The sequence below is a fragment of the Leptotrichia sp. oral taxon 417 genome (assembly GCF_013394865.1).
GTDB lineage: Bacteria > Fusobacteriota > Fusobacteriia > Fusobacteriales > Leptotrichiaceae > Leptotrichia > Leptotrichia wadei_A.
The window spans coordinates 1,698,491-1,709,864 of the sequence record NZ_JABXYV010000001.1; the positions used below are offsets into that span (position 1 = coordinate 1,698,491).

The 11,374-nt window shown below is 30.0% G+C and carries 13 protein-coding genes; 8 read left to right on the forward strand and 5 right to left on the reverse strand.

What is annotated here, in order from left to right; translation table 11 throughout:
- Positions 1–205: 205 nt before the first annotated feature.
- Complete coding sequence (locus HW276_RS07760; RefSeq protein WP_178938051.1) at positions 206–643, forward strand: Dps family protein; 438 nt, start codon at positions 206–208, stop codon at positions 641–643.
- 165 nt (positions 644–808) lie between these two features.
- Positions 809–2,332, forward strand: a complete 1,524-nt coding sequence (locus HW276_RS07765; RefSeq protein WP_178938052.1) for a YifB family Mg chelatase-like AAA ATPase — start codon at positions 809–811, stop codon at positions 2,330–2,332.
- Between the two features lie 319 nt (positions 2,333–2,651).
- On the opposite strand, the gene yihA is transcribed toward HW276_RS07765, so the two are convergent.
- The 3 genes from yihA to coaE are packed head-to-tail and all read right to left on the reverse strand — an operon-like array spanning position 2,652 to position 4,708.
- The gene (yihA, locus tag HW276_RS07770; RefSeq protein ID WP_178938053.1) at positions 2,652–3,242 is read right to left on the reverse strand and encodes a ribosome biogenesis GTP-binding protein YihA/YsxC; all 591 of its coding nucleotides are present in this window, start codon (positions 3,240–3,242) and stop codon (positions 2,652–2,654) included.
- Positions 3,243–3,257: 15 nt separating this feature from the next.
- Positions 3,258–4,058, reverse strand: coding sequence for an LCP family protein (locus HW276_RS07775; protein WP_147004028.1), 801 nt, complete (start codon positions 4,056–4,058; stop codon positions 3,258–3,260).
- A 35-nt stretch (positions 4,059–4,093) separates the two neighbouring features.
- Positions 4,094–4,708 (reverse strand): dephospho-CoA kinase, encoded by a 615-nt coding sequence (coaE, locus tag HW276_RS07780; RefSeq protein WP_178938054.1) that lies wholly within the window; start codon positions 4,706–4,708, stop codon positions 4,094–4,096.
- Positions 4,709–4,960: 252 nt separating this feature from the next.
- Between coaE and HW276_RS07785 the strand changes: the two genes are divergently transcribed.
- The 6 genes from HW276_RS07785 to nadR all read left to right on the forward strand — a co-directional run bounded on the left by HW276_RS07785 (position 4,961) and on the right by nadR (position 9,943).
- Positions 4,961–5,368, forward strand: a complete 408-nt coding sequence (locus HW276_RS07785) for a biotin/lipoyl-containing protein (protein ID WP_147004030.1) — start codon at positions 4,961–4,963, stop codon at positions 5,366–5,368.
- 84 nt (positions 5,369–5,452) lie between these two features.
- Positions 5,453–6,808: an acetyl-CoA carboxylase biotin carboxylase subunit gene (accC, locus tag HW276_RS07790; RefSeq protein ID WP_147004031.1), complete on the forward strand. Its 1,356-nt coding sequence runs from the start codon at positions 5,453–5,455 to the stop codon at positions 6,806–6,808.
- Positions 6,809–6,920: 112 nt separating this feature from the next.
- Positions 6,921–7,316: an Asp23/Gls24 family envelope stress response protein gene (locus tag HW276_RS07795; RefSeq protein WP_147004032.1), complete on the forward strand. Its 396-nt coding sequence runs from the start codon at positions 6,921–6,923 to the stop codon at positions 7,314–7,316.
- 187 nt (positions 7,317–7,503) lie between these two features.
- On the forward strand, positions 7,504–8,187 hold the full coding sequence (amaP, locus tag HW276_RS07800; RefSeq protein ID WP_178938055.1) for an alkaline shock response membrane anchor protein AmaP: 684 nt from the start codon (positions 7,504–7,506) through the stop codon (positions 8,185–8,187).
- Entirely contained in the window at positions 8,187–8,606 is a 420-nt protein-coding gene (nusB, locus tag HW276_RS07805) for a transcription antitermination factor NusB (protein WP_178938056.1), read from the forward strand. Before amaP ends, nusB begins: the two co-directional genes overlap by 1 nt.
- Before the next feature lie 176 nt (positions 8,607–8,782).
- A complete protein-coding gene (nadR, locus tag HW276_RS07810; RefSeq protein WP_255460488.1) occupies positions 8,783–9,943 on the forward strand; it encodes a multifunctional transcriptional regulator/nicotinamide-nucleotide adenylyltransferase/ribosylnicotinamide kinase NadR in 1,161 nt (386 codons plus the stop codon).
- Between the two features lie 290 nt (positions 9,944–10,233).
- Here the strand turns inward: nadR and HW276_RS07815 are convergent, their stop codons facing one another.
- Positions 10,234–10,731, reverse strand: a complete 498-nt coding sequence (locus HW276_RS07815) for a ferritin (protein ID WP_147004036.1) — start codon at positions 10,729–10,731, stop codon at positions 10,234–10,236.
- 35 nt (positions 10,732–10,766) lie between these two features.
- Positions 10,767–11,183 carry a Fur family transcriptional regulator gene (locus tag HW276_RS07820; RefSeq protein WP_147004037.1) on the reverse strand — a complete coding sequence of 139 codons (417 nt, stop codon included), beginning with the start codon at positions 11,181–11,183 and terminating at the stop codon, positions 10,767–10,769.
- Positions 11,184–11,374 lie beyond the last annotated feature (191 nt).

Genomic DNA, 11,374 nt, shown 5'->3' on the forward strand with positions numbered 1-11,374 from the left:
AGGAAACCACCTTTCAATAGGATTGAGGGATTATATTGTAACTGGTTTCCTCTTTTTTGTTAATTAAAAATTTGATTAAATTTATTTGCCCCTATATTTTTTACTCTGTCAATAATTATAAAAATCGTTGACAATTTGAATTATTTTTGATATAATTAGTTTGTATTTGAGATAAGTACAAATTATAATTTAAGGAGTGATAAATATGTCAAAAACAGTTGAAAAATTAAATCTTTATTTAGCAAATTTAAACGTATTATACAGAAAGGTTCAAAATTACCACTGGAATATTGTTGGTGCAGGTTTCTTTTCTGTTCATGCAAAATTGGAAGAATACTATGATGCATTAAATGAACAAATTGATGATGTAGCTGAAAGAATCCTTTCAATCGGTGGTCGTCCTTTAGGAACATTAAAAGACTACTTAGCAGTTACTACTATTAAAGAAGCTGAAAACAAAGAAATTTCTATTGCTGATGCAGTTGCTGACGTTAAAAAAGAATTTGAAGCAATGTTAAAATTAGTAAAAGAAGTTAAAGAAACTGCAGACTCAGAAAACGATTACGGAACATCTGCAATGGTTGATGAATATATCAGCACTTATGAAAAAGATTTATGGATGTTAAACGCATACTTAAAATAAATCTTTAAAAATAGACAAAACTTTACAAAATTATTAAAATTGCCTATTATATATACTTTAGGGAGAAAGTCTTTTTATAGATTTTCTCTTTTTTATTTTCCAGTTGCATTTTTCATTAAAAAATGTTATAATTAATTATTAATTAAAGATTAAAGGGTGGGAGTTATGGCAATAAGTTTATTTAGCTGCAGTTATTTGGGAGTTGATACCTACGTTGTAGAGGTGGAAGTCGACCTTTCCAGAGGACTGCCTGTTTTTAATATAGTTGGAATGGGAGATCAAGCCATTTCAGAAAGCAAGGAGCGAATTAGAAGCTGCTTTAAAAATGTGGGATTTGAGTTCCCGGTCAGGCGTGTGCTAGTAAATTTATCGCCTGCAAATATTAGAAAAAAAGGAAGCCATTTTGATTTAAGCATATTTTTAGGCATCCTTGCCAACACAGGACATATTTCAAATATAGAAATACTAAAAAAATACCTAATTTTGGGAGAAATTTCCCTAAATGGAAAAATAAAATCAATAAATGGAGCAATAAATGCCACAATCTTAGCAAAAGAAACCGACTTTAAAGGAGTTATCGTTCCAATGGAAAACTATAACGAAGCAAAGCTGATTTCAGGAGCAGAAATTATTCCAGTTGATGAAATTAGTGAACTTCTGGACTTTCTAGATGGAAAAATTGATGTGGAAACTTTGTGCAAAAAAGCCGTTGAAATGGATACTTCAAAAATTGAAAAGGATAAGAAGCCAGAAGAAGCCATTGACTTTTCAGATGTAAAAGGGCAGCTTATGGCAAAAAGAGCTTTAGAAATCGCAGCAGCTGGTGGACACAACGTGTTTCTAATAGGCGACCCAGGTTCAGGAAAGTCAATGCTTGCCAAAAGATTTAATACAATTTTGCCTGACATGCTAGAGGAAGAAATAATCGAAACAACCAAAATTTACAGCATTTCAGGAATGCTTAGCCAAAAAGAACCAATAATCCGCAAAAGACCATTCAGAGCACCCCATTATTCTGCAACACAAGTGGCACTTGTAGGCGGTGCAAACAGAGTCGGAGAAATAACATTAGCACTAAACGGAGTATTTTTTCTGGATGAAATTGGAGAATTTGAGGGAAAAACGCTAGAAGCGCTCCGACAGCCTCTGGAAGATGGAAAAATTGTCATTTCCAGAGCAAATTTCAGCGTAACTTATCCTGTAAAAAATATCACGATAACGGCTTCAAATCCGACTCCAAGCGGCTACTTTCCCGATAATCCGCTATGCAGCGACAGTCTGAAAGAAATAAAACGCTATCAAAAAAAATTTTCAGGACCTCTTCTTGACCGAATGGACCTTTACGTTGAAATGCATCAGCTAAAAAAAGATGAAATTTTTGATGAATCCCTTTCAGAAAAATCAAAAGACATCCAAGAAAGAGTAATAAAAGCCAGAGAGATCCAAAAACATCGATTTAATTCAAATACGCTAAACAGAGATATGAACAAAAAGCAATTAAACAAATATTGCAAAATTGACAAGGAAAGCCAAGAAATTATGAAGGCCGCCATCGACAATCTAAAATTGTCAGTCAGAATGTTCGACAAAATATTAAAAATCTCAAGAACAATAGCAGATTTAGATGGTCAGGAAAATATAAAAAAAGAACATTTATTAGAAGCCCTGAATTATCGAAAAAAACAGTAATTTTTTATTTGGCAGCAATTTGCTAAAAAACTTATGAAAAATTGCTATTACTGATATTTTTCATTGATGTTATAGATTCATTATAAATCCTGATTAATAAAAAATTAAATTTATAAAATTTTTAGCAGTCTAATTTAAAATAGATTTGAATATTTATGGAGATTACTTATTCATAATAAAAATAAGGGACTTAAAATCCCTTAAAAGACACAGTTTAAAAAAACTATTTTATTTACTTATTTAATTACAAGGGGCTCTGACCCCTTGTTAAAATAACTTTTGCTTTTTTGAAAATTAATTTGAAAATCAATAGACATTTTTATTTTTTTTCATTAACTCTTTCCCCAATAAAATCAAGCAATTCTTTTCTTCCAGTATTTTTTAAGGAAGAATAAAAAAACACATCTTCATTTTTAAACACAAGTTTTTTCTTAATTTCCTTTAACTGCTTAAATTTTTCATTATTAGACAATTTATCAGCCTTTGTAAAAATTATATAATATTCAATTCCAAAATGTTCCAGCCACTTTAACATTTCCATATCTTCGCCCGTTGGGATTCTACGCAAATCCAGCAAAAGAAATACAACTTTTTCACGATCTGACATAAGATAGCCTTCAATTGTTTTTCCCCAGTTTTTCTTTACTGAATCAGGTACTTTCGCAAACCCATATCCTGGCAAGTCTACAAAATGAATTGCATTATTTATCAAAAAATAATTTATAAGCTGTGTTCTTCCTGGGGTTTTACTTGTTCTTGCAAGATTTTTTCTCTTTGTAAGAGAATTTATAAGCGAAGACTTTCCAACATTTGATCTTCCAATAAATGAAAATTCTACAACATTATTAAATTTTGGATAATCCTTTTCCACGACTGCCGATTTTACAAATTCTGACTTATTTATTTCCATATTTCACCTCTTTTTTTAATTTTTAAATTCTTCCCTTGCTTGTTCCAGCGATGCCTCATCAGGCATAAAATACCAAATTCCGTTTATCATTTTTCCATCTCCAGTAATTTCATATTGATCAATATTTGACTGATGCATAAGAAATGCTGGCAATACTGACAATGCTTTAATCGGATTTACTGCAATATCCATATGCTGTTTTGAATAATTATATACTTGTGGCACATATTTCCATCCAGATGGGGCAACTAACTTTTTAGCAATTCCTTGAATAACCTGTCTTTGACGTTCATCACGCTTAAAAGCCGTGTCACTTTTTCTATGTCTTGTATATGCAAGCGCCATTCTTCCTTGTAAATTATAAACTTGCCCTTGATTAAAGTGAAACACTTCCTGATCAAAATAGTCCTGATTAAACGTATGATTTGAAACAACATTAACTCCTCCAATTAAAGTCGTTATATTCATAACATCTTCAAATCTAAATCTTACGTGATAATTAATTTTAGTTTCAAGTAAATTTTCCACAGCGTCAATCGTACATTGCACTCCTCCAAAATGGTGTGAATGTGTAATTTTATCCTGCTTATAATTTTCACACGGAATTTCCGCATAAGTATCACGTGGAATTGAAATCATTTTCACCTGTGCCAAATACGGAACAACTCTTATAACAATAAGCCCGTCACTTCTAGACCCTTCCGTAGGCTGATTAGCATAAGCATCGACTCCTATCACAAGAATATTAAACGGTATAGAAAGCCATCCAATAAATGCTATCAGGAATATTCCCAATATTAAAAATATTTTTTTCATTTTTTTACCTCTTATGTATTTTAATTTTTTTGAAATTACTGTCGTTCTAAATTTTTTAAAAATTTATCAACTTTTTTATTTAAATCATCCATATTTCCATCATTTTCAATGACAAAATCACTTTTTTCCCTTTTCTCATCCAAAGACATCTGAGAATTTATAATATTCCAGGCTTCTTCTTCACTACGCTTATCCCTTTCCAAAACACGCCTAACTTGCATATCCCTTTTTGCAGCAACTAGCAGTATATAATCAAATTCCTTTTCCCATTGGACTTCAAAAAGCAGCTGAACTTCCACAAAAATAATTTTATTTTTCTTTTTATTTTTTCCCAATTCACATTCCAAAATTTTTTTATGCATAACTTTTAAAATTTCAGGGTGCATAATAGAATTTAAAGCAAGTCTTTTTTTCTTATCGGAAAAAATAATTTTCCCCAGCTTTTCCCGTGAAATAGTACAATTTCCAGCTTCATCCTCATCCAGAACTTCTCTTCCAAAATTTTGTACAATTTTTTCCACAACCGATGAAAATTCAATAACTTCATGTGAAATCACATCCAAATCAATCACAGGAAATCCTCTATCCTTCAAAATCTGGCTAACAGTGCTCTTCCCCGTTCCAATCCCTCCTGTAAGTCCGATAACCATTATTTATTTTCCTTTCCAAAAATAATTTATTTCTACAAAAAAGATTATGATATATTTTATACCTTTTTTCATTTATTTGCAATAATTTTTTAAAATAAAAAAACAAGAGACTTCTAACAAATTTATTTTGTTCTAAAAAAAGAAAAAATTGAAAAAATACTTTTAATATGGTAAAATTATAATATGAAATTTTAAAAAAATTATAAAAAATTTATTGAAATAAAATATTTAACTCAAAATTAAGGAGGGACTATGGAACTTAAGGATATTCAGGAATTAATGAAAGTTCTGAAAAAAGAAGACATAGCGGAACTAAAAGTAAGATACGGAAAAGTAAAACTTACTTTAACAAATTCTGAAAATACAAAAATTGTAAACACTGCAGCAGCATTGCCTAAAGTTACAAAAGAGAAAAAAATCGCTAAAGCGGTATTGCCAGCGGAAGAAATTGTTAAATCTAGCAATGTAGGTAAAATAAAGCTGTTAAGTCCAAAAACTGGAACTTTGGTGAAAAAAGGGCAAATTCTTGCCAAAATTAAAACAATGGGAATTGACAATGATGTAAAGGCTACTGTGAACGGTACTTTAAAGGAAGTGCTTGTAGCAGATGGCTCAGCAGTTGATTTTGCAAAGGAATTATTTAAAATTGAAGTTAATTAATAAACTAATTTAGAAAAAATTTAAATTTAAATAGTTAATAATTTTTTTTAGAAACAGAAAATCTTTTAGGAGGACTGAATATTAATGTTCAAAAAAATATTAATAGCAAATAGAGGGGAAATTGCTGTTAGGATAATCAGGGCAGCAAGAGAATTGGGAATTGCAACAGTTGCAGTTTATTCAGAAGCTGATAAAGATTCGCTTCACGTAAGATTAGCTGATGAAGCCATTTGTATTGGAACTGCCAGCAGCGCAGATTCATATTTAAAAATACCAAATATTATTTCAGCGGCTCAAATTACACAAAGTGAAGCAATCCATCCAGGATATGGATTTTTATCTGAAAATCAAAGATTTGCTGAAATATGCGATAAAAATGGAATTGTATTTATTGGTCCAAAACCTGAACTGATAAGTATGATGGGAGATAAGGCAACTGCAAGGGAAACTGCCATCAAGCATAAAGTTCCGATAACAAAGGGATCAGATGGAATTGTGCCAACTTTGGAAGAAGCTAAAAAAGTTGCAGAATGGATAACTTATCCTGTTATGATCAAGGCTACTGCCGGTGGTGGCGGAAAAGGAATGAGAATTGCACGTGATGAAAAAGAATTGGCTGAAAATTATATTGTTGCACAAAACGAAGCAAAAGCAAATTTTGGAAATCCAGATGTTTATATTGAAAAATATGTTGAAGAGCCAAGACACGTTGAAATTCAGATTATAGGAGATAAATTTGGAAACGTAGTCCATCTTGGTGAAAGAGATTGTACAATTCAAAGAAGACACCAAAAATTAATCGAAGAATCTCCATCAGCAGGAATTGATTCAAAAACACGTGAAAAAATGGGTAAATTCGCTGCAAAACTTGCAAAAGGTATCGGTTACGACAGTGTTGGAACATTGGAATTTCTTGTTGACAAGAGCATGAATTTCTATTTTATGGAAATGAATACAAGAATTCAGGTTGAGCATACAATAAGTGAAGAAATTACTGGAGTTGACCTGGTAAAAGAACAAATAAGAGTGGCTGCAGGAGAAAAGTTAAGTATTTCTCAAAAAGATATACATATTAATGGACATGTAATTGAATGCAGAATAAATGCAGAAGATTCTGAAAATGGATTCTTGCCGTCATCAGGAACTTTAGAAACATATATTCCATCTGGAGGAATTGGAGTAAGAATTGACTCACATTCCTACCAAAATTATGAAATCCCGCCTTACTACGATTCAATGATAGCAAAACTTATCGTAAAGGGAAAAAATCGGGAAGAAGCTATTTCACGTATGAAACGTGCCTTGAGGGAATTTATTATAGAAGGTGTAGATACAACTATTCCTTTCCACTTGAAAGTGCTTGACAATGAGGACTTTAAAAAGGGAACTGTCTATACAAACTTTATTGAAACTCACTTTAAGGAAGTTCTTGGGAAATAATAAACCTATTCAAACTACACAGGTTTAAATTATATTTAAGATGTTATTTAACAAGGGACAAAATCCCTTGCCATTAAATAAATAAATTAATTAAAAATTAGGAGGAATCAAAATGAACGAATTAGGAAATGTAAATATATCACAGGAAGTGGTAGCAACAATCGCAGAATCAGTAATATCAGAAATTGAAGGAGTAAACAGCCTTGTTGGTGGAACTTCAAAAAATGAAATTGTTAAATTTTTCCAAAATGTATCTTCAGGCGGAAAAGGAATCGAAGTGGAAGTTGGCGAAACTGAATGTACATTAGATCTTTACATTGTAGCAAAAATGGGATACAAATTACCAGCATTAGCTGGAGAAATCCAAACAAAAGTAGTAAAAGCAATTACTGAAATGACAGGATTAAAAGTACAGGAAGTTAATGTCTACATTCAAAAAATTGTAAAAGATGAAAAGAAAGATGTAGTTCCAGCTGCTGTAGCAGAAACAGCTGAAATCGAAGAGTAAGAAAAAAGAAAGGAGAAACTGACAGAGATACACCATAATTTACTATTATTAATTTTTAAAATAAAAAATAGTTTATGAAATAGTGCAGGAACACTCGCAGCTTTAGTCGTGGGAGATTCAGTTAGAAGCTATGCAGACAAGTTATGATAAAACAAATATGGTGTATTTTTGCTAGTTTACAAAATTAATGATTGCAATATTGGGATTTTTAGCAAGATTATCTGTGATACTTGGATTTATCGGTATTGCATTTTCAAGTATATCAGATACTTTGTTCAGAACCGATTACTTGGGGCAGCTTGACAGTTTTATAGATTTAAGCAGCCTAAATTTTAAAATTTTAATCGGGCTGTTATCAATAATTTATTTAGTTATATTTTTACTTTCTTACATTAACAAACTTACAAAATATTCTCAAAATAGAAAAGTAAAAAATAAAAATGGAGAAATCGAAGTTTCCATTAAAACAATAAATGAAACATCAAAAAGTTTTTTAAGTTCAATGGAAATTATAAAAAATTCAAAAGTAAAGTCATATCCAAAAGGAAGATCAGTTATTATTGAAGCTACTGTTGATACCTACAACGTTGATAACTTAAATGAAAAATTAGCAGATATTCAAAACAAATTATCCGATTACATTTTCCATTCTACTGGAATTACCGTAAAAAAAAGTAAAGTTAAGTTAAAAAAAGTTTTAGGCAAAACAATTGTTGAAAAAAAAGTCATTGATTCTCCAGCTGTTCAAGAGGAAATTGAAAAAGAAGAAGAGAAGAAAAAATTAGAAGTTGAAGCAAGTAAAATTAACAATGACGAAAATTTAAAAAATAAAGAAAATAGCAAAACTTCCCCATCTGGAAAGGAAAATTAATGACACGAAGAGAGATTAGAGAAGAAATATTTAAATTACTTTTTGAATACGAACTAATTGATAATAATATTGAAAAAAGAATAAATGATGTAATTGAAGAAGAACATTTGAAAAAAGAAGATGAAATTGATTTCTTAAGAAGTTATGTAACTGACATAATTGCAAATGAAGATATTTTGATTGAAAGAATAAAAGATGTTTTGGAAGGCTGGACTTACGAACGTCTTGGAACAATCGAGAAAGTTTTATTAAAAATATCCTTTTATGAAATCACAATAAAAAAAATCGGATACGAAATTGCAATTAATGAAGTTTTAGAAATTTCAAAAAAATATTCCTACAATGATACGAAAGAATTTTTAAATGGAATTCTTGCAAGATTAGTAAAAAATATTAAAGAAGGAAAGAGTAACTTCTAAATTCATTTTAAAATAGGTTATATAAAAAACTTCTATATTTTTGAATATGGGAGTTTTTTTTAAATAATCTAGTGAAATTTTTACTTAAAATTTATATAATAGATTTGTTCATAAACCATCTGTAAATAAACAAATGTTCTAAAGCAAATAGTCTCAATCTTTTGTAAAAAAAGTTGTTGAACAGATCTAATCAAGCAATTATATTATTAGAAAGGAAAAAATTAATGAAAAAAATAGGAATAATTATCGGGAAATTTTTCCCGCTTCACATCGGACATGTAAATTTCATTCAGAGAGCCAGCGGTATTGTAGACAGACTGTACGTTGTCATCTCATATTCTGACGATGCAGATGACCTGCTTACATCCAATTCCCGTTTTGTAAAGGAAATTACCCCAAAAGACAGATTACGTTTTGTAAAACAGACATTTAAAAATCAGCCAAATATTTCATCTTTTTTGCTAGATGAAAATCATTTTTCCCAACAAGGTGAAAATTGGGAAGAATGGGCTAACACTTTAAAGAAAGAAATTGAAAAAAGGGAAAAGCTGGAAAATGAAACAGAAATAGACTGGAAAAACAATGTTATTTTCATAAGCAACCGTGATGAAGACAAGGAGTATAACTTAAAACATTTTGGTTCAGAAACTAGATCCATAGACAAAAATTACATTGAATACAACGTCAATTCCAAGCAGATACGTGAAAATCCAAGTAAATACTGGGATTTTTTGCCACGTGAAGTGAGGGAGCATTTAATCCCGATTATTACAATTTGTGGTGGAGAAAGCAGCGGAAAAAGTGTAATGATTGATAAACTTGCAAATGTATTTAATACAACTTCAGCTTGGGAATATGGACGTGAATATGTATTTGAAAAACTAGGCGGCGATGAAGAATCCCTTCAGTATTCTGATTATGAAAAAATTGTCTTTGGACACCAGTCAAATGTACTCTATGCCGCAAGAAATGCTAATAAGTTTGCATTAATCGACACAGACTATATTGCTACTCTTGCTTTTTGCCTAACTTATGAAAAAAGAGATAATCCAATTGTCCGTGAATTTGTTCAAAATTATAAATTTGATTTGACAATTTTACTGGAAAATAATGTGGCATGGGTAAATGATGGGCTTCGTTCAATTGGAGACAATGACAGGCGGGAAAAATTTCAAAATTTACTAAAACAGCTGTACAAAGAATATAATATTCCCTATATTACAGTAAAATCCAACAGTTATGAAAAAAGATATTTAGCTTGTAAAGATATTATAAAGGCTTATTTAGATGGTGCTGACAATTCTCAATTACAGGAAATTGCAGATAGTTTTATATAGCTGAAGATATTATTTAAACAGCGAGCTGGTTACAAACTTTTTTTGCAAATAATACATATGCTCTAAAGAAAAATAACATAAGTCTTAATAATTTTGATAAATAAAAAAATAAAAACCTATTTACTAAATATGAAAAACTTTAGTAATAGGTTCTTTTTTAGAACTAAATTTTATGTGCTTTTTTATGAAAAACAGCTAAATACTTTTGCCGTGCCCTCCTAAATCGTGCATACCTAGCCATTTTTAAAAAACCACTTTATTATCTTATTTAATTATACAAATAAAATTACTTATTCTCTTGCTCCCATTTCTTTATCTAATAGATAAAGTGTAGCACTATTATTATCAATATCTAAAGAAACTATTTTATCAATTATTTTTTGAACTTGTTCTTCTTCTTCTTCTTGTTCTTCAGCAAATTTGTTTAAGAACACTTCAGCTCCATAATCTCCCAATTCTCTTGCAAGTTTATGAATTTTTTCAATAGCTGCAGTTACTGCTTCTTCGTGTGCAAGTGTAGCTTCAAATACTTCTTTTACTGATTTAAAGTCCATTCTAGGTTTATCTAGTGCAAAAAATTCTACTTTCCCATTTCTTTTTAATACGTAATTATAGAATTCATTTGAATGTTCAACTTCTTCCTTTGATTGTTTGCTCATCCATTTTGAGAATCCTTCCAATGCTCTTTCATCAAAATATGCTGCCATTGCTTGATATTGGTAAGAAGCTGCAAGTTCCATATTTATTTGATCATTTAATAATAATTCCAATTCTTTATTTAATTTCATTTTTACTCCAATCTTTATTTTTTATATTTTTATTTTTAGTTATGTTTTTCTAAACATTTTTCACAAACACCTTTTATATAAAAGTGTATTTCATCAATTTCCACATTACCCAATTTTGATAAATCAATTTTTGATAAATCCACATCGAAGTCCATTATTTCTCCACAAGTCTTGCATTTGAAATGTCCGTGATTTTCCGTCACTACATCATATCTCACTTCATTTTCTTCGATTATTATCTCTTGAATAATGTTACTTCTGACAAACGTATTTAATGTGTTATATACTGTAGTTTTGGACAAAGTAGGCATTTCAGGAGATAAATTCTGAAAAATATCATCAACTGTTGGATGTGTATGATTATCCATTAGATATTGAAATATTCTCATTCTTTGTATTGATGGCTTAATCCCATTTTTTTTCAAATATTCACCAACGTTTTCTATTTGCATTTTTCCTCCTATTACTATTAAGTTATTTATATTTGCTTTTCCTTGTATCCATTACAATTTTATACCTTTTTCTAAGTTTTGTCAACACCTTTATTTATTTTTATTATCAAAATTTATTTTTTTTCAATACAACAATAAATCCATTTTAAAAGTAAACTCATAAATAAAATATTTTTCAATTTTAATTTTTC

Bases quoted from the DNA above. Each gene is read 5' to 3' on its own strand.
- HW276_RS07815 (WP_147004036.1), bottom strand. From the start codon at position 10,731: ATGAAATTAAATAAAGAATTGGAATTATTATTAAATGATCAAATAAAT.
- nusB (WP_178938056.1), top strand. From the start codon at position 8,187: ATGACACGAAGAGAGATTAGAGAAGAAATATTTAAATTACTTTTTGAA.
- yihA (WP_178938053.1), bottom strand. From the start codon at position 3,242: ATGGAAATAAATAAGTCAGAATTTGTAAAATCGGCAGTCGTGGAAAAG.
- coaE (WP_178938054.1), bottom strand. From the start codon at position 4,708: ATGGTTATCGGACTTACAGGAGGGATTGGAACGGGGAAGAGCACTGTT.
- amaP (WP_178938055.1), top strand. From the start codon at position 7,504: ATGATTGCAATATTGGGATTTTTAGCAAGATTATCTGTGATACTTGGA.
- HW276_RS07785 (WP_147004030.1), top strand. From the start codon at position 4,961: ATGGAACTTAAGGATATTCAGGAATTAATGAAAGTTCTGAAAAAAGAA.
- HW276_RS07775 (WP_147004028.1), bottom strand. From the start codon at position 4,058: ATGAAAAAAATATTTTTAATATTGGGAATATTCCTGATAGCATTTATT.
- accC (WP_147004031.1), top strand. From the start codon at position 5,453: ATGTTCAAAAAAATATTAATAGCAAATAGAGGGGAAATTGCTGTTAGG.
- HW276_RS07795 (WP_147004032.1), top strand. From the start codon at position 6,921: ATGAACGAATTAGGAAATGTAAATATATCACAGGAAGTGGTAGCAACA.
- HW276_RS07765 (WP_178938052.1), top strand. From the start codon at position 809: ATGGCAATAAGTTTATTTAGCTGCAGTTATTTGGGAGTTGATACCTAC.
- HW276_RS07760 (WP_178938051.1), top strand. From the start codon at position 206: ATGTCAAAAACAGTTGAAAAATTAAATCTTTATTTAGCAAATTTAAAC.
- HW276_RS07820 (WP_147004037.1), bottom strand. From the start codon at position 11,183: ATGCAAATAGAAAACGTTGGTGAATATTTGAAAAAAAATGGGATTAAG.